General features: G+C 71.3%; 25 protein-coding genes. 15 read left to right on the plus strand and 10 right to left on the minus strand.

The features are described 5' to 3' along the window. Window positions 1-70 precede the first annotated feature (70 nt). The gene (gene trpB / locus ACYQPG_RS21250; RefSeq protein WP_147910643.1) at window positions 71-1,312 is read left to right on the plus strand and encodes a tryptophan synthase subunit beta; all 1,242 of its coding nucleotides are present in this window, start codon (window positions 71-73) and stop codon (window positions 1,310-1,312) included. A 12-nt stretch (window positions 1,313-1,324) separates the two neighbouring features. Here trpB and ACYQPG_RS21255 read toward each other — a convergent pair whose 3' ends face one another. From ACYQPG_RS21255 to ACYQPG_RS21265, 3 genes are all read right to left on the minus strand, one after another. Further along, the gene (locus tag ACYQPG_RS21255; RefSeq protein WP_147938481.1) at window positions 1,325-1,732 is read right to left on the minus strand and encodes a type II toxin-antitoxin system HicB family antitoxin; all 408 of its coding nucleotides are present in this window, start codon (window positions 1,730-1,732) and stop codon (window positions 1,325-1,327) included. Window positions 1,733-1,743: 11 nt separating this feature from the next. Then, window positions 1,744-1,938: a type II toxin-antitoxin system HicA family toxin gene (locus ACYQPG_RS21260; RefSeq protein WP_147938482.1), complete on the minus strand. Its 195-nt coding sequence runs from the start codon at window positions 1,936-1,938 to the stop codon at window positions 1,744-1,746. An 84-nt stretch (window positions 1,939-2,022) separates the two neighbouring features. After that, the gene (locus ACYQPG_RS21265; RefSeq protein ID WP_461231696.1) at window positions 2,023-2,580 is read right to left on the minus strand and encodes a helix-hairpin-helix domain-containing protein; all 558 of its coding nucleotides are present in this window, start codon (window positions 2,578-2,580) and stop codon (window positions 2,023-2,025) included. A gap of 144 nt (window positions 2,581-2,724) precedes the next feature. Here ACYQPG_RS21265 and ACYQPG_RS21270 point away from each other — a divergent pair, with 144 nt between their 5' ends. Beyond that, entirely contained in the window at window positions 2,725-4,569 is a 1,845-nt protein-coding gene (locus tag ACYQPG_RS21270) for an ABC transporter ATP-binding protein (RefSeq protein WP_419830158.1), read from the plus strand. A 342-nt stretch (window positions 4,570-4,911) separates the two neighbouring features. Further along, entirely contained in the window at window positions 4,912-5,835 is a 924-nt protein-coding gene (locus ACYQPG_RS21275; RefSeq protein ID WP_461231697.1) for a cell envelope integrity EipB family protein, read from the plus strand. A 317-nt stretch (window positions 5,836-6,152) separates the two neighbouring features. Here the strand turns inward: ACYQPG_RS21275 and ACYQPG_RS21280 are convergent, their stop codons facing one another. Then, window positions 6,153-6,449 carry a DUF3572 domain-containing protein gene (locus ACYQPG_RS21280; protein ID WP_147940972.1) on the minus strand — a complete coding sequence of 99 codons (297 nt, stop codon included), beginning with the start codon at window positions 6,447-6,449 and terminating at the stop codon, window positions 6,153-6,155. Between the two features lie 80 nt (window positions 6,450-6,529). Here ACYQPG_RS21280 and ACYQPG_RS21285 point away from each other — a divergent pair, with 80 nt between their 5' ends. The 3 genes from ACYQPG_RS21285 (at window position 6,530) to ACYQPG_RS21295 (ending at window position 9,708) form a co-directional block, all read left to right on the plus strand. Then, on the plus strand, window positions 6,530-6,901 hold the full coding sequence (locus tag ACYQPG_RS21285) for a response regulator (RefSeq protein ID WP_007560977.1): 372 nt from the start codon (window positions 6,530-6,532) through the stop codon (window positions 6,899-6,901). Between the two features lie 78 nt (window positions 6,902-6,979). Beyond that, window positions 6,980-8,353: a PleD family two-component system response regulator gene (locus ACYQPG_RS21290; protein ID WP_147910018.1), complete on the plus strand. Its 1,374-nt coding sequence runs from the start codon at window positions 6,980-6,982 to the stop codon at window positions 8,351-8,353. A 149-nt stretch (window positions 8,354-8,502) separates the two neighbouring features. Next, entirely contained in the window at window positions 8,503-9,708 is a 1,206-nt protein-coding gene (locus tag ACYQPG_RS21295) for a DUF2252 family protein (RefSeq protein ID WP_461231698.1), read from the plus strand. A 315-nt stretch (window positions 9,709-10,023) separates the two neighbouring features. Here the strand turns inward: ACYQPG_RS21295 and ACYQPG_RS21300 are convergent, their stop codons facing one another. Together ACYQPG_RS21300 and ACYQPG_RS21305 are read right to left on the minus strand one after the other, a co-directional pair. After that, window positions 10,024-10,959 carry a prephenate/arogenate dehydrogenase family protein gene (locus ACYQPG_RS21300; protein WP_147910016.1) on the minus strand — a complete coding sequence of 312 codons (936 nt, stop codon included), beginning with the start codon at window positions 10,957-10,959 and terminating at the stop codon, window positions 10,024-10,026. Beyond that, window positions 10,952-12,067, minus strand: a complete 1,116-nt coding sequence (locus ACYQPG_RS21305; protein WP_419830161.1) for a pyridoxal phosphate-dependent aminotransferase — start codon at window positions 12,065-12,067, stop codon at window positions 10,952-10,954. The genes ACYQPG_RS21300 and ACYQPG_RS21305 overlap by 8 nt, the downstream gene beginning before the upstream one ends. 196 nt (window positions 12,068-12,263) lie before the next feature. Here ACYQPG_RS21305 and ACYQPG_RS21310 point away from each other — a divergent pair, with 196 nt between their 5' ends. The 5 genes from ACYQPG_RS21310 to metW all read left to right on the plus strand — a co-directional run bounded on the left by ACYQPG_RS21310 (window position 12,264) and on the right by metW (window position 15,371). After that, window positions 12,264-12,560 (plus strand): hypothetical protein, encoded by a 297-nt coding sequence (locus tag ACYQPG_RS21310; protein ID WP_461231699.1) that lies wholly within the window; start codon window positions 12,264-12,266, stop codon window positions 12,558-12,560. 226 nt (window positions 12,561-12,786) lie between these two features. Next, entirely contained in the window at window positions 12,787-12,954 is a 168-nt protein-coding gene (locus tag ACYQPG_RS21315) for a hypothetical protein (protein WP_187193644.1), read from the plus strand. Between the two features lie 149 nt (window positions 12,955-13,103). Continuing rightward, the gene (locus tag ACYQPG_RS21320; protein ID WP_147899511.1) at window positions 13,104-13,283 is read left to right on the plus strand and encodes a hypothetical protein; all 180 of its coding nucleotides are present in this window, start codon (window positions 13,104-13,106) and stop codon (window positions 13,281-13,283) included. A gap of 178 nt (window positions 13,284-13,461) precedes the next feature. Beyond that, window positions 13,462-14,667 carry a homoserine O-acetyltransferase MetX gene (metX, locus tag ACYQPG_RS21325; protein ID WP_147940976.1) on the plus strand — a complete coding sequence of 402 codons (1,206 nt, stop codon included), beginning with the start codon at window positions 13,462-13,464 and terminating at the stop codon, window positions 14,665-14,667. After that, on the plus strand, window positions 14,664-15,371 hold the full coding sequence (gene metW, locus ACYQPG_RS21330) for a methionine biosynthesis protein MetW (protein WP_246692348.1): 708 nt from the start codon (window positions 14,664-14,666) through the stop codon (window positions 15,369-15,371). Before metX ends, metW begins: the two co-directional genes overlap by 4 nt. 236 nt (window positions 15,372-15,607) lie before the next feature. Here the strand turns inward: metW and ACYQPG_RS21335 are convergent, their stop codons facing one another. Beyond that, window positions 15,608-16,156, minus strand: coding sequence for a PAS domain-containing protein (locus tag ACYQPG_RS21335; RefSeq protein ID WP_419830163.1), 549 nt, complete (start codon window positions 16,154-16,156; stop codon window positions 15,608-15,610). A gap of 239 nt (window positions 16,157-16,395) precedes the next feature. Between ACYQPG_RS21335 and ACYQPG_RS21340 the strand changes: the two genes are divergently transcribed. Further along, on the plus strand, window positions 16,396-16,611 hold the full coding sequence (locus tag ACYQPG_RS21340; RefSeq protein ID WP_147910011.1) for a hypothetical protein: 216 nt from the start codon (window positions 16,396-16,398) through the stop codon (window positions 16,609-16,611). A gap of 120 nt (window positions 16,612-16,731) precedes the next feature. Here ACYQPG_RS21340 and ACYQPG_RS21345 read toward each other — a convergent pair whose 3' ends face one another. Continuing rightward, a complete protein-coding gene (locus ACYQPG_RS21345) occupies window positions 16,732-19,011 on the minus strand; it encodes a lytic transglycosylase domain-containing protein (protein WP_246693296.1) in 2,280 nt (759 codons plus the stop codon). 329 nt (window positions 19,012-19,340) lie between these two features. Between ACYQPG_RS21345 and dapA the strand changes: the two genes are divergently transcribed. From dapA to ACYQPG_RS21360, 3 genes are all read left to right on the plus strand, one after another. After that, window positions 19,341-20,240 carry a 4-hydroxy-tetrahydrodipicolinate synthase gene (gene dapA / locus ACYQPG_RS21350; protein ID WP_461231700.1) on the plus strand — a complete coding sequence of 300 codons (900 nt, stop codon included), beginning with the start codon at window positions 19,341-19,343 and terminating at the stop codon, window positions 20,238-20,240. Between the two features lie 15 nt (window positions 20,241-20,255). Then, window positions 20,256-20,729, plus strand: a complete 474-nt coding sequence (smpB, locus tag ACYQPG_RS21355) for an SsrA-binding protein SmpB (protein WP_147910009.1) — start codon at window positions 20,256-20,258, stop codon at window positions 20,727-20,729. Window positions 20,730-20,855: 126 nt separating this feature from the next. Continuing rightward, window positions 20,856-21,425, plus strand: a complete 570-nt coding sequence (locus ACYQPG_RS21360; protein ID WP_461231701.1) for a peroxiredoxin — start codon at window positions 20,856-20,858, stop codon at window positions 21,423-21,425. Between the two features lie 227 nt (window positions 21,426-21,652). Here ACYQPG_RS21360 and ACYQPG_RS21365 read toward each other — a convergent pair whose 3' ends face one another. Together ACYQPG_RS21365 and ACYQPG_RS21370 are read right to left on the minus strand one after the other, a co-directional pair. After that, entirely contained in the window at window positions 21,653-22,294 is a 642-nt protein-coding gene (locus ACYQPG_RS21365; protein WP_147910007.1) for a LabA-like NYN domain-containing protein, read from the minus strand. Between the two features lie 360 nt (window positions 22,295-22,654). Further along, window positions 22,655-24,928 (minus strand): RelA/SpoT family protein, encoded by a 2,274-nt coding sequence (locus ACYQPG_RS21370; RefSeq protein WP_461232497.1) that lies wholly within the window; start codon window positions 24,926-24,928, stop codon window positions 22,655-22,657. Between the last annotated feature and the right edge of the window lie 13 nt (window positions 24,929-24,941).

Genomic DNA, 24,941 nt, shown 5'->3' on the forward strand with positions numbered 1-24,941 from the left:
TGGGTCTAGGCACCCGGCAACAGATCGCTCTCCGCGTCCGGAAGAACCGCCCCGTCGAAGGACCCGCCCCGTGACCATCGCCCCCGAACCGAACTCCTTCCGCACCGGCCCCGACGAGCGCGGCCGCTTCGGCATCTTCGGCGGCCGGTTCGTCGCCGAGACGCTGATGCCGCTGATCCTCGAACTGGAGGCGGCCTACGAGGCGGCGAAGGTCGATCCCGCCTTCGCGGCCGACATGGCGAGCTACGGCACCCACTATATCGGCCGGCCGAGCCCGCTCTACTATGCCGAGCGCCTGACCGAGCACGTGCGCGCCACGGCGCCGGCCGGGCATGGGGCCAAGGTCTATTTCAAGCGCGAGGAGCTGAACCATACCGGCTCCCACAAGGTGAACAACGTCCTGGGCCAGATCCTGCTGGCCCGCCGCATGGGCAAGCCGCGGATCATCGCCGAGACCGGCGCCGGCCAGCACGGCGTCGCCACCGCGACGCTCTGCGCGCGGTTCGGGCTGAAATGCGTGGTCTACATGGGCGCGGTCGACGTCGCCCGGCAGGCGCCCAACGTCTTCCGCATGAAGATGCTCGGCGCCGAGGTGATCCCGGTGGAATCCGGCACCAAGACCCTCAAGGACGCGATGAACGAGGCCCTGCGCGACTGGGTCACCAACGTCGCCGACACGTTCTACTGCATCGGCACGGTGGCCGGCCCGCACCCGTATCCCGCCATGGTCCGCGACTTCCAGTCGGTGATCGGCCGCGAGACCCGGGAGCAGATGATCGCGCAGGAAGGCCGCCTGCCGGATTCGCTGATCGCCTGCATCGGCGGCGGCTCCAACGCCATGGGGCTGTTCCACCCGTTCCTCGACGACCGCGAGGTCGAGATTTTCGGGGTCGAGGCCGCCGGCCACGGGGTCGGGTCCGGGCTGCACGCCGCCTCGCTCACCGGGGGCAAGCCCGGCGTGCTGCACGGCAACCGCACCTACCTGTTGATGGACGCGGACGGCCAGATCTCCGACGCGCACTCGATCTCGGCGGGCCTCGACTATCCGGGCATCGGCCCCGAGCACGCCTGGCTGCACGAGATGGGCCGCGTGAAATACCTCTCGGCCACCGATGCGGAGACCCTGGAGGCGTTCAAGCTCTGCTCGATGCTGGAAGGCATCATCCCGGCCCTGGAGCCGGCCCACGCCCTCTCCAAGGTGCTGGACATCGCCCCCCAGCGCCCGACCGACCACCTGATGGTGCTCAACATGTCGGGCCGCGGCGACAAGGACATCCCGCAGGTCGCCGAGATCTTCGGGACGAAGCTCTGAGCGCGGAGCGGCTCAGCCCTCGGCCCGGATCTTGTCCCGCGCAGCGGAGACCAGGAAGGCCGAGCGGGTGAGGCCCCGCGCCCGGGCGGCGGTATCGATCTGTGCCAGCACCGCGGCATCCAGCGAGACGTTGACGCGCACGGGCCGGCCGGAATCGAGCAGCAGCGGAACCACGCCGAGCGTGGCCTCAGTCAGGGCCTCGGCCACGCTCGGGTCGGCCCTCAGAACCTCCGGCGCCCGCGGTGCCGGCGGCGCCAAACCGGCGGCGATCCGATCGCTCATCCACTCGCTGAGGGCCGCCGTCGCGTTGACCATCGCCTCATCGATGGTCGCCCCCATGGCGGTGCAACCGGGGCAATCGGGAAACGCGACCCCGTAGGCGCCGGCCTCGCCATCGATCAGCACGGTGTAGCGGGACATGCGCGTCCTCCTCAGATCCAGCCTGCGGCGCTGGCGATGCTGCGGGCGACGCCCGGCGTCAGTACCCTGTGTCGCGGCACCATGATCTTGATGCCTGGCCGGCTCGGGTGAGAGAATTTCTCATGCTTGGTTCCGCCTTCGCGGACCCAGCCCGCAGCGATCAACCGATCCACGATGGTCCTGCGATCCGTCTCGACCCTGGGCATGGAAGGTTCCGCCGCGATGTGTATTTATTTGCACATCGCGGCGGGTGCCACCAGGGTGTTCGCTGGTGGCCGGCCCCAAGGCGATCACCGCACCGTCACCTGATCCTTGATCTTCTCGTAGACCGCCCGGCTCAGGACGCGCTTCGACAGGAGCTGGTCCACGGACGCGTAGGGGCGCTTGGCGGTGATCGCCCGGCCGATCGCGCCGCCGCCCCGGAGCTTGTTGAGGTCGGCCACCGAAGCGGTGTTCAGGTCGAGGATCGCGAGGGCCCGGGGGCCGGCATCGTCCTCGGCGCGGTCGATCTCGGCCTCGCCCTGCTGCAGGCCGGGCTGAGTCGGGACGGGCTCGGCCGGGAACGCGAGGGCGTCGGCCGGCATCTGCTGTGCCGGGGGCATCTGCTGTGCCGGGGACGGCGGGGCCGCGGCTGGCGCAGCCGGCGGGGCGGCGGGCATGGGCGTCGGATCCGGAGCCCGGGAGGGTGGGACCGGCTCGGGCGGGACGCGCGCGGCCGGGGCCTCGGCCACCGGAGCGGGATCCGGCGCGGGGGCCGGATGCGGCAACATGAACTGCACCAGTGCCGCCAGGATACCGGCCACGATCAGTAAGATGGAAATACGCAGGATTGCAGGGCCGCTCAGCACGCGTCACTCGACGATGAAATTCAGTCTCAGGCCTCAGATAATGCTTTCCCGACCTGTCGGCCAACCGGACGGCCATTCCGCGGACCGCACGGGCCCCGCCGTCAACAGCCGTTCCGCCCCGGCGCGGACCCGGACGGACCGGCGGTGACCGACCCGATCGCGCGCCTCGGCGAGCGCCTGGGGGCGCTGCGCTACCTGCCGGCCCTGTTCCGCGAGATCGCGGCGGCGAGCCCGCGCCTGCTCGCGGCGAGCCTCGCCCTGCGCCTGGTGGCGGCGTTCCTGCCGATCCTGTCGCTCTACCTCGCCAAGCTGATCCTCGACGGGATCGTGGCCGAGCATGCCCGCCCGGCCGCGGAGGCCGGCCTCGCGGACTGGCTGGCGGATCCGGCCCGGGCGCGCCTCGCCATCCTGGTCGCCGCCGAACTCGGCCTCGCCCTGCTGTCCGACCTCACCGGCCGGCTCGCGAGCCTGACCGAGACGCTGATCGGCGACCTCTACGCCAACGCCGCCTCGGTGCGGCTGATGGCGCATGCCGCCTCGCTCGATCTCGCGCAGTTCGAGGACAGCGCCCAGCAGGACCGGCTGGAGCGGGCGCGGCGGCAGGTCAGCGGCCGCACCGGGCTGATCGGCACGGTGTTCGGCCAGTTCCAGGCCCTGGTTACGCTCGCCTCGCTTACCGCCGGGGTGGCGGCCTTCACGCCCTGGCTGGTGGTGCTGATCGCCGCCGCGCTGGTGCCGGCTTTGCTCAACGAGTGGCACTTCACCAAGGCCGGCTATCGGCTGGCCTGGATCCGCAGCCCGGAGCGGCGGCGGATCGACTACCTGCGCTACCTCGGCGCCAGCGTCGAGACCGCCAAGGAGGTGAAGCTGTTCGGCCTCTCGGGTTACATCACGGCGCTGTACGCCGGCCTCGCGAAAGACCTGCTCGCCGAGAACCGGGCGCTGGCCACCGCCCGGGCGCGCTGGGGCTTCGCCTTCGCAAGCCTCGGAACGCTCGCCTACTACGCCGCCTACGCGGTGATCGTCTGGCGGACCGTGGCCGGGGCGTTCTCGATCGGCGACCTCGCCTTCCTGGCCGGCGCCTTCCAGCGTCTGCGCGGCGGCATCGAGGGGCTGCTGCTCGGCCTGACCCAGATCAGCGGCCAGGCGCAGTATCTCGACGACTTCTTCTCGTTCTTCGCGATCCGGCCGGAGATCCGCTCGCCCGCGCAGCCCGCGCCGGTGCCGAGCCCGATCCGCGACGGCCTGGTGTTCGAGGATGTCGGCTACCGCTATCCCGGCACCGACACCTGGGCCCTGCGCGGCCTGTCCTTCGCGGTGCGGGCCGGGGAGACCGTGGCGCTGGTCGGCGGCAACGGCGCCGGCAAGACCACGATCGTCAAGCTGATGACCCGGCTGTACGATCCGCACGAGGGCCGCGTGCTCCTCGACGGGCTGCCGCTCGGCGCCTACGACCTCGACGCCCTGCGGGCGCGGGTCGCGGCGATCTTCCAGGATTTCGTGCGGTTCGATCTCACGGCGGGCGAGAACGTCGCGGTCGGCCGGATCGAGGCCGCCGGCGACCAGGACCGCATCGCGGCGGCCGCCGTCCGGGGGCTCGCCGCCCCGGTGATCGCGCGCCTGCCGCAGGGCTACGCGCAGCCGCTCGGCAAGCGCTTCGCCGGCGGCCTCGACCTGTCGGGGGGCGAGTGGCAGAAGGTCGCGCTGTCCCGGGCCTACATGCGCGAGGCCGAGATCCTGATCCTCGACGAGCCGACCGCGGCGCTCGACGCCCGGGCCGAGCACGACGTGTTCGCCCGGTTCCGCGAATTGTCGGCGGGCCGCACCGCGGTGCTGATCTCGCACCGGTTCTCGACGGTGCGGATGGCCGACCGGATCCTGGTGCTGGAGGGCGGCCGGCTGCTCGAGGAGGGCAGCCACGCCGCCCTGATGGCGCGGGGCGGCCGCTACGCCGAGCTGTTCACCCTGCAGGCCCAAGGCTACCGATGAGGGACAGCAGAGGCGCATCGCACGCACGTCGGAGACGATCCACCCCGCAGAAGCATCAACCCCGTCATCCCCGGCCGCGAAGCGGAGCCCGGAATCCAGAACCAGAGGTGGAGCAAGTCCCGGTACCGTCGGCGGCTCTGGATTCCGTACCCGCCTGCGGCGCCCCGGAACGACGGAGTGGTTCATCGGGCCGATCGTCGCGCTGGATTGCAGGGACGATCCAGACATGATCGAGCCTGTCGAGGCCGTTCGTCCGTGCGGCGATTGCCGTACACGGTTCGGTCCGACGATTGCCCCTTTCGCGTCGCCTGCTATCTGGCGGACCTTGAACCGGGATCATTCATGCGCCTCTCGCACCTCCTGACGGCCGGCCTTCTCGTCTTCGCCTGGGGGGCGCAGGCCGCGCCGGCCGTTTCCGAGCCGCCGCCTCCGCCCGAGGCCAAGGCTCCCGCGCCGGCCCAGGAGGTCAAGGACATCGTGCTGGCCAACCACCGAGCGGTCTACGACCTGTCGCTCGCCGAGGGCGGCGGCACCCGCTCGGTGGAGAGCGCCCGGGGCCGCATCGTCATCGACTTCCGGGGCGATGCCTGCCGCGGCTACACCATGCTGACCCGGCAGGTGACGGAGCTCTCCTCCGGCGAGAGCGGGCCGCGCCTGTCGGACATGCGCAGCACCACCTTCGAGGGCGGCAAGGGCCGGGAGTTCCGGTTCAAGACCACGACGCTGACCAACAACCAGCCCGCCGCCCCGGTGGACGGCACCGCCTCGGAGCAGGGCCAAGGACAGGGGGAGTCCGTCACGGTGAAGCTGAAGGGCGCCAAGTCCTTCACCGTGGAGGGACCGGTGCTGTTCCCGAGCGAGCACATGCGCCACCTGATCGAGGCGGCGCGGGGCGGCCAGGCGACCCTCTCGGCCAAGGTGTTCGACGGCTCCGACGACGGCCGGAAGGTCTACGATACCTTCGCGGTGATCGGCCATGCGGGGGCCGGCCCGGCAGCCGACACCGCCCGCGACAAGCCCCTGCGGACGGGGCCGCTCTCCGGCATGCCGCACTGGCCGGTGCGCCTCAGCTACTACACCCCGGGGGCGGGGGAACGGACGCCGATCTACACCCTCGGCTTCGACCTCTACGAGAACGGGGTCAGCGGCGCGCTCAAGCTCGATTACGGCGAGTTCGCCATCGTGGGCGACATGACAGCCCTCGACATCGACGCCCACTCCGGCCGCGCCGCCGCCAAGGAGGGCGACAAGGGCTGCACGCCGTGAGGACGGGCCCGAGGGTCATTCCGGATCGAGGATGAGGCAGAAGGCCGTGCGCGCATCTCCCTCCCCCCTCTGCGGGGGAGGGTGGGCCGGCCGTCAGGCCGGGTCGGGAGAGAGGAACCCGGCGTCCGAATGAGGCAGAGCCGATGTGCGGGTCAGCGCTCTTTCCTGCGCCGTCGCTCCCCTCTCCCGACCCCCTTCGGGGGCCACCCTCCCCCGCAGAGGGGGGAGGGAAGCCGCGCCTCCCGCGCCTGACACCCTGGCCGCATCCGCGCCAAAAGCCCGTCCGCGGCTCGACCCCGGCGCGGCAAACCGCCGCCTCACGCCCAGTCATCCTCCGGCTGCGGCGACAGGATCCGCCAGGCCGCGGCGATCCGCTCCGGCTTGATCTCGAGGGCGCCCGCGCAGGCCACCAGCACGTTCTCGTCGCCCATCACGTGATCGAGCACACCGGCCAGGAAGGCCGGTTCCTGGGCGCTTTCCCGCAGGGTGTCGGCGCTCAGGCCGCTCGCCGCCAGGAACGGCAGGAGCCGGTCGTCCTCCGCGACGATCCACAGCAGAACGTCGAGGGCGAGCCGTTCCGCAGATTCGGCCCCTTGAAGAGGTTTGCCATTCATCAACATGTGATCGCTACAAAGGTCACCAAGGGGCTTCACGGCCCGCTAATCATGATCGGCGCGCACCGGGACATCGGATCATGAAAAAGACGGTGCTGATCGTCGAGGACAACGAACTGAATATGAAGCTGTTCAACGACCTCTTGGAGGCGAACGGCTACGCGACCCTCAAGACCGCCCACGGCATCGAGGCGATCGAGCTGGCCCGCGCACACCACCCCGACCTGATCCTCATGGACATCCAGCTCCCCGAAGTCTCCGGCCTCGAGGTGACCAAATGGCTCAAGGAGGACGACGACCTCAAGAGCATTCCGGTCATCGCGATCACGGCCTTCGCCATGAAGGGCGACGAGGAGCGGATCCGCGAGGGCGGCTGCGAGGCCTACCTGTCGAAGCCGATCTCGGTCGCGAAGTTTTTGGCAACGGTTCGCGCGTATCTTGAGCCCCGGTGACGCCGCACGGGCGCACCATCAGCGGCGCATGACCGCCCGCTCCGGCGGGACAGGGACATCGCGCGTCAGCGAGGAAGCATGTCGGCCCGCGTCCTGATCGTCGACGACCTGTTCCCGAACGTGAAGCTTCTCGAGACGAAGCTCGGGCTGGAGTATTTCGACACGATCGCCGCGATGAACGGGCCCGACGCGATCGCGATCTGCGAGAAGGGCCTGTGCGACCTCGTCCTGCTCGACGTGATGATGCCCGGCATGGACGGGTTCGAGGTCTGCCGCTACCTCAAGAACAACCCGGTCACCGCCCACATCCCGGTGGTGATGGTCACGGCCCTCGACCAGCCCTCGGACCGCCTGCGCGGGCTCGATGCCGGGGCCGACGACTTCCTGACCAAGCCGGTGGACGACACCGCCCTGTTCAGCCGGGTCCGCAGCCTCGTGCGCCTCAAGGCGGTCACCGACGAATTGCGCCAGCGTGCGCTGGCGTCGCGCGAGTTCGGCATCGGCGATCCCCTGGCGCTCGCCACCGCGGAGACCGGCCTCGACGCCCGGATCCTGCTGGTCGAGGACCGGCCCGGCTCGGCCGAGCGCATGGCCGGCGCCCTGCGCCAGCACCACGCGGTCACGATCGAGCCCGACCCGCAGGCGGCGATGCGCCTGGCCGCCGAGGGCGTGTTCGACCTCGCCCTGGTCAGCCTCGACCTCGACGGGTCGGACGGCCTGCGCCTGTGCAGCCAGCTCCGCTCGCTCGACAGCACCCGGGCGATGCCGCTGATCATGCTGGCCGAGGAGCACGACCGCGCCCGGGTGGTGCGCGGCCTCGATTTCGGCGTCCACGACTTCCTGATGCGGCCGGTGGACCGCAACGAGCTGATGGCCCGGGTCCGCACCCAGGTGAAGCGCAAGCGCTTCACGGACGCCCTGCGGGGCGCCATGCAGGCCTCCCTGCAGCTGGCCGTCACCGACGCGCTCACCGGCCTGCACAACCGGCGCTACCTCGACAACCACCTCGGCGCGCTGTTCTCCGACGAGACCACCCGGCGCCCGGGTTTGGCCGCGCTGATCCTCGACATCGACCGGTTCAAGGCGATCAACGACAGCTACGGCCACGAGGCCGGCGACGAGGTGCTGCGCACCTTCGCCGAGCGCGTCCGCCAGCACACGCGGCCGGTGGACACCGTCGCCCGCTACGGCGGCGAGGAGATCGTCGTGGTCCTGCCGGAGGCGGGCCTGGCTGAGGCCCGGGCCATCGCCGAGCGCATCCGCGAGAAGGTCGAGGCGATGCCGTTCTCGGTGCACCGCGCCACCCGGGCGATCCCGGTGACGGTCTCGATCGGGGTCGCGGTCCGGCACCCGGACGACACCGGCCCCGGCGACATGCTCAAGCGCGCCGACATCGCCCTGTACCGGGCCAAGGCCGCGGGGCGGAACCGGGTCGAGCAGCAGGCGGCCTGAGGTCGTTTCATCCGGCGTTCGCTGTCCGTGCCGGCACCGCGGCTGCGTCAAAACGCTCACCCGCGCTTAAGGATGAAACTCTAGCTTCGCGCCCGACATCGAATCCCGCCCCTTGCGGATCGGGCGCGGCAGAGGAACGGACGACGCGGATGGATATGCAGGTGCCGGCCCGGTCGGGGCGTGCGGCGAGCGTGCTGGAGAAGCGCCGCCTGTGCAAGATCGCCTCCTCGCCGCACGCCTACGTCCGGGGCAGCACCGCGCATTTCTACGATCTGATCGCCGCCATGCCGGCCGGCACGCTGCCGGATGGGCCGCCGGTCTGGATCTGCGGCGACGCGCATCTCGGCAATCTCGGCGCGGTCGCCGGCCCCGACGGGCGGATCGACATCCAGATCCGCGACCTCGACCAGACCCTGGTCTCGAACCCGGCCTTCGACTTGGTCCGGCTCGCCCTGTCGCTGGTGACCGCCGCCCTCAACGCGACCCTGCCGGGCATCGTCACCGCCCGGATGATGGACGCGATGGCGGTGGGCTACGCGGACGGCATCCTCGACCCCGAGGGCGCCGAGCGGGGCATCGCCCAATCCGACATCGTCGCCACCACCCGCCGGCGCGCGCTCGGCCGGCGCTGGCGCCACCTGTCCCGGGAGCGGCTCAAGGGCAAGGACGCGCGGCTGCCCCGCGGCGACCGGTTCTTCGACCTCGACGGCGCCGAGCAGGAGGCGTTCGAGGCGCTGAGCCGCGACGCGGAGGTGCACCGGCTGGTCCTGGCGCTCGGCGGCGCCGAGGCCGGGGCGGAGATCCGGCTCCGCGACGCCGCCTACTGGATCAAGGGCTGCAGCTCGCTCGGCCGGCTGCGCTACGCCGGCCTCGTGGAGATCGTGGGCGGCGACCGCCCGCATCTCGCGCTCCTCGACGTCAAGGAGGCGGTGCCGTACCTGGCCCCGCCCGCCCGGGGGGGCGACATGCCGGCCGACGCCGCCGCCCGGGTCGTGGCCGGCGCCCGCGCCCTCTCGCCCAACCTCGGCGACCGGATGGTCGCGGCGACGTTCCAGGGCGCCCCGGTCACGGTCCGCGAGCTGATGCCGCAGGATCTCAAGATCGACGCCGAGCAATTCTCCCGCGGCGAGGCCGTGCGGGTCTCCGGCCACCTCGCCGCCATCCTGGGCCGCGCCCACGGCCGCCAGATGGGCGACGCCGACCGGCAGGCCTGGAGCGAGACCGTCCGCGCCCCCGGACAGGGCGCCGATACCCCCGGCTGGCTCTGGTCCGCGGTCACCGACCTGATGGGCGCCCACCAGCGCGGCTACCTGGAACATTGCCGCCGCATCGCCCGGGAAGACCTCGCGGCCTGAGCGTTTCGTGTCGTCGACCGGGGGCCGATCGATCCCGCATCGCCCCCCGCGATGCGCGACTTGCCCCCTCCCCGGACGGGCTTGCGGATCCGGGGTCCGTCGTCGCCGGCCCGTCCCGGGCATTCGGCCCGCAGGCTGTCGAAGGGCGATCGATCGCACGACTCGTGGCCCCCGAGGTAACGGACCGAAGCGAAGGCCCCGCAGGGAGCCGTCCGGGGATCGCGCGGCCGGCCGGAGGGCTCCTGCAGGGCCGCCGATGCGGCACCTCGGGCGGCACCTCGGGACGGCGCTGGTGGGACGAGCCCGTCGGCCGCCCTATTCCTCCGGCGGCCGCGGGCGGCCGAAATCCGGGGCTGCGGTCTCCTGGCCCTGGGCCACGATGCTGCGCCGGATCGCCCGGGTGCGGGTGAACATCGCGTGGAGCGCGTCGCCGTCGCCCCAGCGCACCGCCTTGGCCAGCGCCGACAGGTCCTCGTTGAACCGGCCGAGCATCTCCAGCACCGCCTCGCGGTTGTTGAGGAAGATGTCGCGCCACATGGTCGGGTCGGAGGCGGCGATGCGGGTGAAATCACGGAATCCGCTGGCCGAGAACTTGATCACCTCGGACTGGGTCGCCGATTCGAGATCCGCGGCGGTGCCGACGATGTTGTAGGCGATCAGGTGCGGCAGGTGGCTGGTGATCGCCAGCACGTGGTCGTGGTGCTCGGCGCTCATGGTCTCGACGTCGGCGCCCATGCCCTCCCACAGGGCCCGGACCCGCGCCACGGCGGCCGGGTCGGTGCCCTCGGGGGGCGTGAGGATGCACCAGCGGCCCTGGAACAGGGTCGCGAAGCCGGCATCCGGCCCCGAGAACTCGGTGCCGGCGATCGGGTGGCCGGGCACCAGCGCGACGCCCGCCGGCAGGTGCGGCTGGACCGCCGCCACCACGGCGCCCTTGACCGAGCCGACATCCGACACGATCGCGCCGGGCTTCAGGTACGGCGCCAGCTCGGCCGCCGCCGCCCCGATGGCGCCCACCGGCACGCACAGGATCACCAGGTCGGCATCCGTGGCGCCCGCCTGCGGGTCGCCGGTGACGAGATCGGCGATGCCGAGTTCGGTGAGCCGGGCGCGCACGGCCGCGTCGCGGTCCAGCGCCACGATCGTCCGGGCGAGGCCGTAGCGCCGGGCGGCGCGGGCGATCGAGGAGCCGATCAGCCCGAGCCCGACGATGGTGAGGCGCCCGATGGGCGGGGGGCCGGCTTCAGGCATGCGCGCCCCGCACGAAGTCGCCGAGCGCGGCCAGGAAGGCCGTGTTCGCCTCGGCCCCCGCTACCGTCACCCGCAGGGCGTTGGGCAGGCCGTAGGCGCTGACCCGGCGGGTGATCAGCCCGCGCTCGGTCAGGAACGCGTCGGCGTCGGCGGCCGACCGGCCCGGCGCGTCGGGGAAGTGGATCAGCACGAAGTTCGCGACGCTCGGCGTCACCGTCAGGCCGAGCGCCCGGGCGCCCGCGGTGAGTTTTGGCAGCCATTCGGCGTTGTGGGCGGCGGCCGCCGCCATGTGGGCCTCGTCCGCGATCGCCGCCGCGCCCGCCGCGATGGCCGGCCCGGAGACGTTGAACGGGCCGCGGATGCGGTTGACCGCGTCGACCACGTGGGCTGGCGCCAGCATCCAGCCGATCCGCAGGGCGGCGAGCCCGTGGATCTTCGAGAAGGTCCGGGTCATCACGACGTTCTCGGATTCGAGCGCGAGTTCGAGCCCGGCCGAGTAGTCGTTCGCCCGCACGTATTCCGCGTAGGCGCCGTCGATCACCAGCAGCACGTTGGCCGGCAGGGCGGCGTGCAGGCGGCGGATCTCGTCGAACGGCAGGTAGGTGCCGGTCGGGTTGCTCGGGTTGGTGACGTAGACGATCCGGGTCCGCTCGGTGACCCGGGCCAGGATGGCGTCGACGTCGGTGGTGAAGTCGCGCTCGGGCGCCACCACCGGCTCTCCGCCCGCGGCCAGGATCGCGATCCGGTAGACCAGGAAGCCGTGCTCCGAGTAGATCCCCTCGGTGCCGGGGCCGCCATACGCGTAGGCCAGCAGCGACAGCAACTCGTCCGAGCCCGCGCTGCAGACGATCCGCTCCGGATCGAGCCCGTAGCGCTTGGCGATGGCCGTGCGCAGCACCGTGGCGCGGCCGTCCGGGTAGGTCTCCAGCTTGGCGGTGGCCTCGTGGAGCGCCGCGAGCGCCGCCGGGCTCGGCCCCAGCGGCGTCTCGTTGGACGAGAGCTTGTGGACCTTGCCGCCGCCGGGCCGTCCGCTCTTGCCGGGCACGTAGGTGTCGATCGCCAGAACGCCGGGGCGCGGTTCCGGGCGGGCGAGAAGGGGGGCGGACATGGCTCTGGCGACTCGGATGCGCGTGCGACGGTTCGTGTGCCGGGTCGGTCTACAGCATTTCCTCCGTCGGTGAAGCCGGGCGCCCCGCGTCACGCCGGGAGGTTCGGCGCCTTCGGGGCGTGGACACGCACTGGTTGGTGCGCCGGCAGTCGCTATGTTCGGCGGGGACCTGAGCTTGCCACGGAGGACCGATCCCATGCCCCTCACACGCTACCTGGACGGCGGCGCCCACATCCTGCCGGCCGACGAGACCCTGATCCGGTTCGCCATGACCAACGGCGAGCGGGTGATCGGGATCGACGTTCCGATCCCGGTTCTGCGCCAGACGTTCGCCGGCGGGGCCGACCTCACGCCCCTCGACCTGTTCGCCCGGAACCAGGCGGCGATCGAGGCCGCGGCCAGCGCCGCCTACGACAAGACCGCGACGCCGAACGACCTGCTCGACATGGGCCTGGAAGATTTCGCGACGCCTCCGGGCGCGGCCACGCTCTGAAGCCGGCGGGGCCGGTTCCTGTGGGTCGCCCAAGAAGCCCCGCGACTCGGAGAGGAAGCCCTGCGCCCCGGTGAGGAAGTGCCGCGTCTCGGTGAGGAAGCCCCGCGGCGCGGCAAAGCGGCGACGCGCAAATGCCGCGGGGCACCCGCCACGTTTCGGCCTGTTGATCCCAGAGAAGGGGCCGCGTCGGGCGCGTCGCGTCCCGCGTTCCCCTGGACGGATCCACATGCCCGGTGACCTGATCCCCTGCAGCCTGTTCCTGATCGGGATCCTCACCTCGGTGGCCGCCGATTGTCGGCTGCGCCGGGCGGAGGCCGCCCCGTGGGCGAACGGGTGCATCGCGGTGGTCGGGGCCGCGATGGTGTTCGCCGCCTGCGCGGCCGCGATCCGGTGAGGCATGGGCATGCGCGCGCCAGCCGGAGGGGGGGCCAAAGGTATGACCGCCAAGGCGCGGATTCGGAGGAACCTGCGGCGGCCCCGCGCACTTCCCCAGCCGTGATCCTGGGCCGCGTTCCCTGGCGCGGCCGGCGCGATGAGGTTTCCATGGTTTCGATCCAGGCGATCGTCGGATGCGCGCTCGTCCTGTCCGGGCTCTGCGTCGAGAACGTCGCGAGCCGGAGCTGGCGCGGCGGCGTGCGCGCCGACCGGCTCGACGCGAGGGCCGTCCTGGCGCTCGGCCTGCCCGCCCTCGGGCTGGCGCTGATGGCCGCGCCGCTCGCCTGAGCCGGGCCGCTGCCCCTCTTCTCTTTTGCCCCCTGCGCAAACCGCGCGCGTTGACGCTCGCGGCCGCGCGCATTACCTCCCTGTCTCGCTGGCCGCGTCGGGCGAGTGGGGCGGGTCTCGCGACACCGTGCCCCCTGCCGCGGACCGGGATCGCCGACACACGGTCGTCAAGTCCCGCATGGATACCCAACCGGACACCGCGCTGCGGCCGGACCCGATCGACGAGACGGCCGGGCGCCTGTCGGAGCCCTCGCAGGCGCTCGACCCGAAGAGCCTGGTCATGCGGTTCGGCGCGGACGCGCCGCTGCTGACCGATGCCGGCGTCGAACTCGCGCCCTTCCAGATCGCCTACCAGACCGCCGGCACCCTGAACGCCGCGGGCACGAACGCGGTGCTGATCTGCCACGCGCTCACCGGCGACCAGTATTTCGCCCATCCGCATCCGCTCACCGGCAAGCCCGGCTGGTGGGAGACGCTGGTCGGCCCCGGCAAGCCGGTGGACACCGACCGCTACTTCGTCGTCTGCTCGAACGTGATCGGGTCGTGCATGGGCTCCACCGGCCCGGCCTCGATCGATCCCGCCACCGGGCGGCCCTACGGGCTGAACTTCCCGCTGGTGACGATCCGCGACATGGTCCGGGCCCAGATGATGCTGCTGGAGCGGCTCGGCGTGCGCGACCTGTTCCTGTGCATCGGCGGCTCGATGGGCGGGATGCAGGTGCTGCAATGGGCGGCGCTCTACCCGGAGCGGGTCTTCGCCGCGATGCCGATCGCCACCGGCCCGCGCCACTCGGCGCAGAACATCGCGTTCCATGAGGTCGGCCGGCAGGCGATCATGGCCGACCCGGCCTGGGCGGACGGGCGCTACCTCGAGGAGGGCACGCGGCCGTCCAAGGGGCTCGGCGTCGCCCGGATGGGCGCGCACATCACCTACCTGTCCGAGCCGGCGCTGCACCGGAAGTTCGGCCGGCGGTTCCAGGGCGGCTCGGCCCCGACCTTCTCGTTCAACGCCGACTTCCAGATCGAGAGCTACCTGCGCCACCAGGGCCTGAGCTTCGTCGAGCGGTTCGACGCCAACGCCTACCTCTACCTCACCCGGGCGATGGACTATTTCGACCTCGCCGAGGACCATGGCGGCGCGCTGGCCAACGCGTTCCGGGGGATCAAGACCCGGTTCTGCCTGGTCTCGTTCACCTCTGACTGGCTGTTCCCGACCTCCGAATCCCGGGTGATCGTGCACGCGCTGAACGCCGCCGCCGCGCCGGTCGCGTTCGTGGAGGTCGAGACCGACAAGGGCCACGACGCCTTCCTGCTCGACGAGCCGGCGATGTTCTCGGCCGCCCGGGGCTTCATCGACGCCGCCGCTCGGGCTCGCGGCCTATGAGCGGCTCGATGCTGTTCAAGGGCTCCTCGGGCAAGGCGACCCACGGCGCGCCGTGGCAATCCACCGACACCCTGCCCCGCACCGCCGAGGGCGGCGGCGCCCGGGTCGACCACATCGTCGTGCTTGGGCTGATGCCGGCGGGCGCGCGCGTCCTCGATATCGGCTGCGGCGACGGCTCCCTGCTGGCGCTGCTGCGCGACCGGCGCGGCATCGACGGCCGCGGGATCGAGCTGTCCCGGGACGGGGTCAACGCCTGCCTGGCCCGGGGCCTATCGGTGATCCAGGGCGACGCCGACACCGACCTGGAGAACTACCCGGACGACGCCTTCGACGTGGTCGTGCTGTCCCAGACCATCCAGGCGACCCGCAATCCCCGGATCGTGCTGGAGCACCTGCTGCGCATCGGCCGGCAGGTGATCATCTCTTTCCCGAATTTCGGGCATTGGCGGGTCCGGTCGGAGCTGGCCCTGCGCGGCCGGATGCCCATCACCGAGATCATGCCCGACGCGTGGTGGGAGACGCCCAACATCCACCATTGCACGATCCGCGACTTCGTCGGCCTGTGCCGGCTGATCGGCGCGGAGATCGAGAGCGCCACGGCCCTCGATGGCCGGGGCCGGCCGATGCGCTTCGCCATGCCCTGGTGGGTCTGGAACCTGTTCGGCGCCCAGGGGGTGTTCTTGCTCCGGCGCGGGGACCGGTAGCGTCATCCCGAGATGCGCGCCCCGGACGCCCGGGCGCCCCCGGACAGGTTTATGGGACGGGCCGATGCGCAGGCCCCGTCTTTCGACCCCCGCCTGGGGCGACTTTCCCCTGACCTGCCCCGTCCCGCTCGCGAGAGGCGGCGTGTCGCGCTCCGTCGCCGGCCTCGCCTGCCGCGCCGGACCGGTCCGGCACCCGGCGGCGGCGCCCCGTCGTGGACCCTGACCCATGGGGCCGGTCAGTTGTAGGCGTTCGGCGTTTCCGTGCTCCGGCGCGCGATGGCGCGCCCGACCTCGAACAGGGCGGCGCGCAGGCCCGGCAGGGCGCTCTTCGCACCGTCGCCCTCGATCAGCGAGTGGGCGATGATCAGGTGGTCGGCGATCCGGTCCAGGTGATCCTGCGGCGCGGTCGCATGATGCGTCGGCGGCGGCAGGTAGCGGCCGACATGGCCGTAGGCTTGCATCCCGTCCGTCGCGCTCGGGGTCATCTCGATCATCGAGCCGAGATAGCCCAGGAAGGTCGAATCCGGGGGGCCGAACGAGGGCAGGCCCCCGGCGCCCAGCCACCGCACGCTCCCGTCGGCGCAGCGCAGCCGGAAGCGCAGGCTGAACTCGCTGACGGCGGCCGCGGCCCGGCTGAACACGTCCTGGATGGTCGCCCGGTCGGTCTCGGGGACGCGGTCGAGCCAGCCGAGACCCAGCGCGGCGGACCGGTCCTGCCCCGTGATCTCGGACCACTCACCGCTGAGATAGACGAACCGACCAGATGCATCGGTCGAAAAAATCATTGCCGCCTTCCGGGAGGGCTCGGTTGGTATGAAAGCTAACTGTGAGAATTAAATAAAGATAGCGGCCTTGATCTTTATACAATATTTTATACTATGCCGGTGATGAATTTATACCGGCTTACGTGCGCCTCCGAAAGGAATGGCTGCTCAGCATCAGCGCGCGCATGGAATCGAGGACCCAGGGTCGAGCCCGATTGCGCCGTGATCGCAGCCGACTTGGAGGGAGAGGATCGTCCGTCATGAGCGGCTCGGACAAGCCGGGGACCAAGACCTTGCTGACGCTCGCCGGAATCCTCGGTATCCCGGTCGAGCAGTTCTTCGACGACGAGAGCGCGACCGACGGCCAGGCCGAGGCGCAGGAATGCCTGCGGCTCTGGTCGGCGATCCGGACCAGCGAGGGCCGCGCGCGCGCCCTGACCGTCATCCGCGGCATCATCGAGGACGAGCGGCGGTAAGGAGGCAGCCGGACCCACGCGCGTCCCCCTCCCCTCTCTGCGGGGAAGGGAATGCGCGTATCCGGTTCGAAGGGACTTTTCGCCCCGCCCGCCTCGAACCGCGCCGTCGTGTTCGGGTCCCTACCGCGCGCCGCGGTGCAGATCCCCGTCGATCAGCAGGGCGCTGCGGTTGTCCAGGCGGGAGCGGTAGACCTGCAGGTTCTCCATCACCCGCTGCACGTAGTTGCGGGTCTCGGTGAACGGGATGCGCTCGACCCAGTCGATCACGTCGACCTCGCCCTTGCGCGGGTCGCCGTAGGCGTCGATCCACTTCTTCACGTTGCCGCCGCCGGCATTGTAGGACGCGAAGGCGAGCACGTAGGAGCCGCGCCAATCCTCCATCAGCTCGCCGAGGTGGGCCTGGCCGAGCTTGGCGCAGTAGGCGGGATCGCTGGTCAGGCGGTCGACGTCGAAGGTCGTGGCGACCCTGCGGGCGGTGCGCTGGGCGGTGGCCGGCATCATCTGCATCAGGCCGCGGGCGCCGACGCCGGACTGGGCCCGGGGATCGAACTGGCTCTCCTGCCGGGCGATGGCGTAGACCATGGCCCGCTCAACCTGCGGCACCGCCGTGAAGGTCTCGTAGGTGGGGATCCCGATGGTCGGATAGGCGTGGGCGTCGAGCGGCAGGCCGCGCTGCACCGCGAGCTTGCCGACCGCCACCAGGGCGCGGGCGTCCTTCATCTCGGTGGCGAGGTCGCCGAGCGCCTGGATCTCCCGCGGATCGGTGAGGTCCCGGGCGGCGTCGATGTAGAGCGGCAGCGCCAGGTCCTTGAGACCGGCCTCGCCGAGCAGGCGCAGGGCCCGGATCGACAGCCGCTCGTCGAAGGCCTGCCGCTCGGCGCCCTCGAGGTCGGCCGGCGCGCGCAGCGGCAGGCTGGTCTGGCCGAGCCGGGCCCGGGCGACCTGGCCGTAATAGGCGATCGGCTGCAGGGCGGCGCGCTCGTAGAAGCCCTTGGCCGCATCGTGCTGGCCCAGCGCCTCGGCCGCCCTCCCCTGCCAATAGGCGGCCCGCGCCAGCGAGACCGGGCTCTCCGCGATGGTCGCCATCCGGGCGAAGTGCTGCGCGGCGCTGGCCGGATCGGCGGCGAACCGCAGGGCGATCCACCCGGCGTGGAACTCGGCCTCCAGGCGCTTCTCGGGGGTGCGGGCCGCGTGGCCGCTCGCCACCGTGAAGGCGGTCCTGGAATCGCCGAGGTCGAGGAGCTTGCGCGCCACGATCCGGCGCTCGACCCACCACTCGTCGCCGTCGACCAGCACGTCCGGGTTGCTGGGCGCCGTGGCCAGGATCGCGGCGGCCTCCTCGGGCTTGTCGGCCCGGCGGAAGAACTGCGCCCGCGAGAAGATGTAGGAGGCGTCCCCGCGCAACGAGGGCGGCACCGCGGCGAGCGCGGCCGGCCCGCCGGCCTTGTCCTCGACGGCCCGGCGGGCGCGCACGAGGCTGGCATAGCCGCCGCCCGCGTAGCCGGCGGCCCGGCCGGCGCTCTCCCAGTCGTCCTTCAGGAGCGCCCGCTCCATCCGGTAGCGGTGGTCGATCCGGGTGAGCACCCCCGGGAAGGCGTCCTGGACCTTGGCCTCCAGGCTCTTCCCGAAGCTCTCGGTCCGCCACAGGTCGTGGACGATCTCGGCGGCGTCGCCGTCGAAGCCGTCGGCCCGCAGCGCCAGCGCCAGGGCGAACTTGCCCGGCGCGCTCACCGGCTTGGCGGTGGCGAAATAGGCCCGGACGACGGACGGGGGCTTGCGCTCGGACAGCAGCGCCTCCTCGGCCCGGCGGCGCAGCAGCGGCCCGGCCGGCCAGGTCGGGTTGGCCCGGGTGAAGGCGACCGTGCGGGCGAAGCCGATGCCGGCCCCGGCGCGGATCGCCACCCATTCGAGCAGCGCCCGGGCGGCGGGATCGGTGAAGCCGTCGCGCATCCGGTCGCCGTCGGCGACCCGGCCCTTGCGGTAGAGGTCGATGGCGCCGCGCAGCAGCGTCGGATCGGTGTCGCCCGCGCTCTTCGGCTTGCCCGGGTCGGGGACCTCGGGGACCGGCGCGGCCGGCGTCACCGCGGCGTCGGGCAGCGGGAACGCCACGGGGGCGTCGGGATCGGCGGATGCGTACGCGGTGGCGGCGGCCGGGATCTTGCTGGCGGCCTCCTCGCCCCGGTCCGAGCCCTTCTCGCTTCCCTTGGCGGTCTGGGCCGGATCGAGCTTGAGGGCGTCGGCCGCGACCGGGTCGGCGACAAGCTCGGCCTCGGTGCTCCGGGTCTGGGCGGGCGACAGGGCGGCGTCGCTCGAGGGCGGCGTCGGCTGCGAGGCGGGCGCATCGGTTTCGGCGTGAGCGCCTTGGCCGGCGCGCGCGACCCCGAGGGTCGTGTCGACCATGAGGGTCGTGACGACCCCGAAGGTCGTGACCAGCGCGACCGCCGCCAGGGGCGTGCGCGTCGAGGCCAGCGCTCGGATCAGTGGACCGCGGATCGACTGGGCTCGGATCACGTTTCCCCCCTTCTCGCGACCGGAGTGGAAAGAAATGAAGATCGGCGCGGGGGCATTAAGAACCCGTAAACCCTCGCCACGATCTGTTTGCGCACCGTGGCGCGACCGCCTATGTCTGCCCGTCCGCCGCCGAACGGCGTGCCGGACGCGCGGCCCCGAGAACGCCGGGACACGCCACGCCGCCGAGACCCCAGCTGAGCCTCTTTGGGACGCCTGAGATGACCGAGAAGACCGGGAGCCGCCTGCGGGGTTCGCTCACCGCGCTTGTGACGCCGTTCCGCGACGGCGCCTTCGACGAGGCCGCGTTCCGGAAATTCGTGCGCTGGCAGATCGAGCAGGGCAGCCACGGCCTCGTGCCGACCGGCACCACCGGCGAGAGCCCGACCCTCACCCATGCCGAGCACGACCGGGTGGTCGAGTCCTGCATCGACGAGGCCGGCGGGCGCGTCCCCGTGGTGGCGGGCGCGGGCTCCAACTCCACCGCCGAGGCGGTGGCGCGGGCGCGCCATGCCGAGCGCGCCGGCGCCGACGCCGTCCTGGTGGTGACGCCCTACTACAACAAGCCGACGCAAGAGGGTCTCTACGCCCACTTCAAGGCCGTCAACGACGCGGTCGGCATTCCGATCATCATCTACAATATCCCGCCGCGCTCCGTCGTCGACATGAGTGTCGAGACGATGACCCGCCTGTTCGAACTGAAGAACATCGCCGGCGTGAAGGACGCGACCGCCAAGATCGACCGCGTCAGCCAGCAGCGTCAGGCCATGGGGCCGAACTTCCTCCAGCTTTCGGGCGAAGATGCGACGGCGCTCGGTTACAACGCCCAGGGCGGCCACGGCTGCATCTCGGTGGTGGCCAACGTGGCCCCGCGCCTCTGCGCCGACCTGCAGGAGGCCTCGCTGGCGGGGGACTACGCCAAGGCGCTGGCGCTCCAGGACCGGCTGTTCCCGCTCCAGAGCGGGCTGTTCGCCGAGGCCAACCCGGGCCCGACCAAGTACGCGCTGGCCAAGCTCGGCCACATGACCGAGGACCTGCGCCTGCCGCTGGTGCCGGTCTCGGAGGCGACGCGCCGCATCGTGGACGACGCCCTGCGCCACGCCGGCCTTCTGGAAGGCTGAGGAGAGTCACGAAACATGGCCCCGAAACCGGAGCCCAGTCGGCGCGTCGTCGCCGACAACCGTGCGGCGCGCTTCCACTACACGATCGAGGACACGCTCGAGGCCGGCATCGCCTTAACCGGCACCGAGGTGAAGTCCCTGCGCGGCGGCAAGGCGACCATCGGCGAGGCCTATGCGGGCCCCTCCGGCGGCGACCTCATGCTGTTCAACTGCTACATCCCGGAATACCTGGAGGCGAACCGCTTCAACCACGAGCCCAAGCGCCCGCGCCGGCTGCTGCTGCACCGCCGCCAGATCAACAAGCTGATCGGCGCGACCCAGCGCCAGGGCTACACGGTGGTGCCGCTGAAGATCTACTTCAACGACAAGGGCCGGGCGAAGATCGAGCTGGGGCTGGGCAAGGGCAAGCAGGCACACGACAAGCGCGAGGCCGCCAAGGAGCGCGACTGGCAGCGCGACCGGGCGCGGCTGTTGCGGGACCGGGGGTAGAGCGGGGCATCGGGGGATCGGTTCGGAGCCGCTCCGCGCGCGATGACGGTGGGCGCGAGGCCCGAAGACCGGCAATTCGCCTTTGGCCGCCGGCGATCTACTCTGGCGGCAGCAGAGGAGCCGCCCATGACCGATCATCCCGACAGCCTGCCCGCCGAGCTCCCCGCCCCCGTGGATGACGGCGCGGCCGATCACCTGCGCGGGATGAAGCTGCCCGACGTGGCGCTCACCGCCACGGACGGCCGGACCGTCTCGCTCGCGAAGCTCTCCGGCCGCACGGTGGCCTATGCCTATCCGCGCACCGGCGTGCCGGGGAAGCCGGCCCTGACGCCGGACTGGGAGGCGATCCCGGGCGCCCGGGGCTGCACCCCGCAGGCCTGCGATTTCCGCGATCACCACGCCACGTTGAGGGAGCGCGGCGTGGCGCAGGTCTTCGGCCTCTCGACCCAGACCGGCGCCGACCAGCGCGAAGCCGCCGAGCGGCTGCGGCTGCCGTTCCCGCTGCTGGCCGACCCGCACCGGGCCTTCGCGATGGCCGCGCGCCTGCCGGTGTTCGAGGCGGGCGGGCAGGTGCTGCTGCGCCGCCTCACCCTGGTGATCGACGACGGCGTGGTCATGCGGGTGTTCTACCCGGTGTTCCCGCCCGACCGCAGCGCCCGGCAGGTGATCGACTGGCTCGACGGCGGCAGCGCCTGAAAATCAGCCCCGATCTCGGAGCCTGTTTGACTGCGCGGTCGAACTCGCATGACGGCTCTGTTCGACGGAGATCCTCATCTCTCCCCTCATCCTGAGGTGCTGCGCAGCAGCCTCGAAGGGGCCCTCCAGGGATCGCGCGGCAGGCTGGAGGACTCCTTCGAGGCCTCCGCTGCGCTCCGGCACCTCAGGATGAGGTCGAGGATGAGAATGACCGGTCAAACAGGCACTCAGCCTTCCTCGGCGTCCGGCTGGCGGATGCCGTAGCGGTTCTCCAGGCTCGGGCTCGGGCGGGAATCGCCGCGGTAGCGGCTGGCGGTCTCGCCGGGGGCCCGGACCGGGCGCTCGCTCGGCTCCCGGCCGATGCGGTTCGACAGGCTCGCGAGATCGACGAACTCGTCGGCCTGCCGGCGCAACTCGTCCGAGATCATCGCCGGCTGGGTCTGGATGGTGGAGATCACCGTCACCTTGACGCCGCGCCGCTGCATCGCCTCGACCAGCGAGCGGAAGTCGCCGTCGCCGGAGAACAGCACCATGTGGTCGATATGCGGGCTGAGTTCGAGGGCGTCGATCGCCAGCTCGATATCCATGTTGCCCTTGTACTTGCGCCGGCCCATCGAGTCCGTGAACTCCTTCACGGGCTTGGTCACGACGCGGTAGCCGTTGTAGTCGAGCCAGTCGATCAGCGGCCGGATCGAGGAATACTCCTGATCCTCGATCATCGCGGTGTAGTAGAACGCGCGCAGAAGATTATCGCGGGCCTGAAATTCCTTGAGCAGTTTCTTGTAGTCGATATCGAAGCCGAGGGCCTTAGTGGTCGCGTAGAGGTTCGCGCCGTCGATGAAGAGGGCGCTGCGTTGCGGTGCTGCCATGGATGGGTCGGATCCTGAAGAATACGGGTTGTCGGAAATCGTGTGCTGAAACGGCTGGTCGAGGTCCGGGGCTGAAAACCCGGGGCCGCATCGTCGCGATCGAATGCCGAGACGGATTGAAATCCGGGACGCGTAAGCTCGGTCCCCTTCCGGGCGACCGTCACCCGGGTGCATCGACCATTCGGTTGAAACGCAGCTGTGTCAAGTCAATCGCAGGATATGAGCCTCTTGGGCCGCCGATCGCGCGCCGAAGTGATTGCGATAACGTATCCCGGCGTATCCGGCCGGGCCACGACGACCCTTTACCGAGGTTGCGCCGGAAAACCTGAGCTCCGCCCCGCGCCGGGGTGCCGGCCGGAGTCAGCCGTTCACCCGCTCGACGCTGTTGACCGGCCGTTTGCCGCGCAGCTCCGCGATGATCGCCGTGAGGTGCTGCAGGTCCCAGACCGACAGGTCGATGGTGATGTCGGTGAAGTCCTGGGTGCGGCGCTTCATCGAGATGTTGTCAATGTTGCCGTCGTGGTCGGCGATCACCTGGGCGATCTGGGCGAACACCCCCGGCTCGTTGATCGACTTCAGCGCCAGGCGGGCCGGGAATCGCTCGCTGCCCGAGGCCTCGGTGTCCCAGCGGACGTCGAGCCAGCGCTCCGGCTCGTTGTCGAAGGCGGCGAGCGCCGCCGACTGGATCGGGTAGACGGTGACACCGACCCCGGGGGTCAGGATTCCGACGATCCGGTCGCCCGGGACCGCGCCGCCGTTCGGCGCGAAGGTCACCGGCAGGTCGCCGGCCAGGCCCCGGATCGGGATCGCGTCGCTGCGGTCCTCGGGCTTGCCCTCGCCGGCCGGGAAGGTCAGCCGCATGGTCTGGTCGGCCGAGCGCACCAGGCGGCCGGCCCCGTTCAGCACCCCCAGCGAGGAGGGCCGGCGGTCGTCGCGGTGGTCGGGATAGACCGCCCGGACCACGTCGCCGGAGAACATCTCGCCGCGCCCGACGGCGGCGAACACGTCCTCGGTGGTGGCACGGGCCAGCCGCGGCAGGGCCCCGCGCAGCTTGTCCTCCGAGAAGGTCTTGGCCGCGCGCTCGAACGCCCGGTCGAGGATCTGGCGGCCGAGCCCGGCATATTGCCGGCGCACCGCCGTCCGGGTCGCCCGCCGGATCGCCGCCCGGGCCTTGCCGGTCACCACCAGGGATTCCCAGGCGGCCGGCGGCGAGGCGCCGTCCGAGCGGCTGATCTCGACCTCGTCGCCGTTGGCGAGTTCGTGCAGCAGCGGCGCCATGCGGCCGTTGATCTTGGCGCCCACCGCCGAGTTGCCGACATCGGTGTGCACCGCGTAGGCGAAGTCGATCGGCGTCGCGCCCCGCGGCAGGGCGATCAGCCGGCCCTTCGGGGTGAAGCAGAACACCTGGTCCTGGAACAGCTCCAGTTTGGTGTGCTCCAGGAACTCCTCCGGGCTGTCGCCCTCGGCGAGCAGCTCGATGGTCCGGCGCAGCCATTGGTAGGCGCCGCTCTCGGCCGCCAGCTTCGGGTGCACGCTGCCCTCGGAACGGGCGGCCGGCTCCTTGGACGGGTCCCGGCCCGGATCCTTCGCGGCGTCCTTGCCGAGGTCCTTGTAATGGGCATGCGCCGCGATGCCGTACTCGGCGATGTCGTCCATGGCGCAGGTGCGGATCTGCAACTCGACGCGCTGGCTCTTCGGCCCGATCACCGTGGTGTGGATCGAGCGGTAATCGTTCTGCTTCGGCGTCGAGATGTAATCTTTGTAGCGCCCCGGGACCATCGGCCAGCTGGTGTGGACGATCCCGAGCGCCGCATAGCAATCCTGGACCGTATCCACGATCACCCGGAAGCCGAAGATGTCGGACAGCTGCTCGAAGGCGACCGACTTGCGCTCCATCTTCGACCAGATCGAGAACGGCCGCTTCTGCCGGCCGCTGACCTCGGCGGTGATGCCCTGGGCGGAGAGCTTTTCCGTGAGCACCTGCGCGATGGTCTCGACCACCCGCTCGGACTTGGCGGTGAGGCGGGCGAGCCGCTGTTCGATGGTGGCGTAGACCTCCGGCTCGATGTTGCGGAAGGCCAGGTCCTCCAGCTCCTCGCGCAACTCCTGCATGCCCATCCGGCCGGCAAGCGGCGCGTAGATGTCCAGGGTCTCCTGGGCGATGCGGTGGCGCTTGTCCTCCCGCATGTGGTGGAGGGTGCGCATGTTGTGCAGGCGGTCGGCGAGCTTGACCAGCAGCACGCGCACGTCCGCCGCCACGGCGAGCAGCAGCTTGCGGAAGTTCTCGCCCTGGGCGGCCTGCTTGGAGACGAGGTCGAGCCGCTTGAGCTTGGTCAGCCCGTCGACCAGCGCGCCGATCTCCGGCCCGAACAGCCGGCGGATCTCCTCCAGGGTCGCCTCGGTGTCCTCCACGGTGTCGTGCAGGACCGCGGCCACGATGGTGGCGTCGTCGAGGTGGAGGTCGGTGAGGATCCCGGCGACTTCGAGCGGGTGTGCGAAGAACGGGTCGCCGGACGCGCGCTTCTGCGTGCCGTGCGCCTGCATGGCGTACACGTAGGCGCGGTTGAGCAGCGCCTCGTCGGCGGCCGGGTTGTAGCGCTTGACCCGCTCGACGAGTTCGTACTGGCGCATCATCCGCCGGGACGTC

The organism is Methylobacterium sp. CM6246, assembly GCF_054818005.1.

Coding starts and splice junctions, on each gene's coding strand:
- ACYQPG_RS21300 (WP_147910016.1), bottom strand. CDS start 10,959: ATGCCTGAAGCCGGCCCCCCGCCCATCGGGCGCCTCACCATCGTCGGG.
- ACYQPG_RS21370 (WP_461232497.1), bottom strand. CDS start 24,928: ATGATGCGCCAGTACGAACTCGTCGAGCGGGTCAAGCGCTACAACCCG.
- metW (WP_246692348.1), top strand. CDS start 14,664: ATGAGCGGCTCGATGCTGTTCAAGGGCTCCTCGGGCAAGGCGACCCAC.
- dapA (WP_461231700.1), top strand. CDS start 19,341: ATGACCGAGAAGACCGGGAGCCGCCTGCGGGGTTCGCTCACCGCGCTT.
- ACYQPG_RS21285 (WP_007560977.1), top strand. CDS start 6,530: ATGAAAAAGACGGTGCTGATCGTCGAGGACAACGAACTGAATATGAAG.
- ACYQPG_RS21305 (WP_419830161.1), bottom strand. CDS start 12,067: ATGTCCGCCCCCCTTCTCGCCCGCCCGGAACCGCGCCCCGGCGTTCTG.
- ACYQPG_RS21345 (WP_246693296.1), bottom strand. CDS start 19,011: ATGGTCGACACGACCCTCGGGGTCGCGCGCGCCGGCCAAGGCGCTCAC.
- ACYQPG_RS21360 (WP_461231701.1), top strand. CDS start 20,856: ATGACCGATCATCCCGACAGCCTGCCCGCCGAGCTCCCCGCCCCCGTG.
- metX (WP_147940976.1), top strand. CDS start 13,462: ATGGATACCCAACCGGACACCGCGCTGCGGCCGGACCCGATCGACGAG.
- ACYQPG_RS21275 (WP_461231697.1), top strand. CDS start 4,912: ATGCGCCTCTCGCACCTCCTGACGGCCGGCCTTCTCGTCTTCGCCTGG.
- ACYQPG_RS21335 (WP_419830163.1), bottom strand. CDS start 16,156: ATGATTTTTTCGACCGATGCATCTGGTCGGTTCGTCTATCTCAGCGGT.
- ACYQPG_RS21340 (WP_147910011.1), top strand. CDS start 16,396: ATGAGCGGCTCGGACAAGCCGGGGACCAAGACCTTGCTGACGCTCGCC.
- ACYQPG_RS21295 (WP_461231698.1), top strand. CDS start 8,503: ATGGATATGCAGGTGCCGGCCCGGTCGGGGCGTGCGGCGAGCGTGCTG.
- ACYQPG_RS21290 (WP_147910018.1), top strand. CDS start 6,980: ATGTCGGCCCGCGTCCTGATCGTCGACGACCTGTTCCCGAACGTGAAG.
- ACYQPG_RS21260 (WP_147938482.1), bottom strand. CDS start 1,938: ATGCCCAGGGTCGAGACGGATCGCAGGACCATCGTGGATCGGTTGATC.
- ACYQPG_RS21315 (WP_187193644.1), top strand. CDS start 12,787: ATGCCCGGTGACCTGATCCCCTGCAGCCTGTTCCTGATCGGGATCCTC.
- ACYQPG_RS21255 (WP_147938481.1), bottom strand. CDS start 1,732: ATGTCCCGCTACACCGTGCTGATCGATGGCGAGGCCGGCGCCTACGGG.
- smpB (WP_147910009.1), top strand. CDS start 20,256: ATGGCCCCGAAACCGGAGCCCAGTCGGCGCGTCGTCGCCGACAACCGT.
- ACYQPG_RS21365 (WP_147910007.1), bottom strand. CDS start 22,294: ATGGCAGCACCGCAACGCAGCGCCCTCTTCATCGACGGCGCGAACCTC.
- ACYQPG_RS21320 (WP_147899511.1), top strand. CDS start 13,104: ATGGTTTCGATCCAGGCGATCGTCGGATGCGCGCTCGTCCTGTCCGGG.
- ACYQPG_RS21310 (WP_461231699.1), top strand. CDS start 12,264: ATGCCCCTCACACGCTACCTGGACGGCGGCGCCCACATCCTGCCGGCC.
- ACYQPG_RS21280 (WP_147940972.1), bottom strand. CDS start 6,449: ATGAATGGCAAACCTCTTCAAGGGGCCGAATCTGCGGAACGGCTCGCC.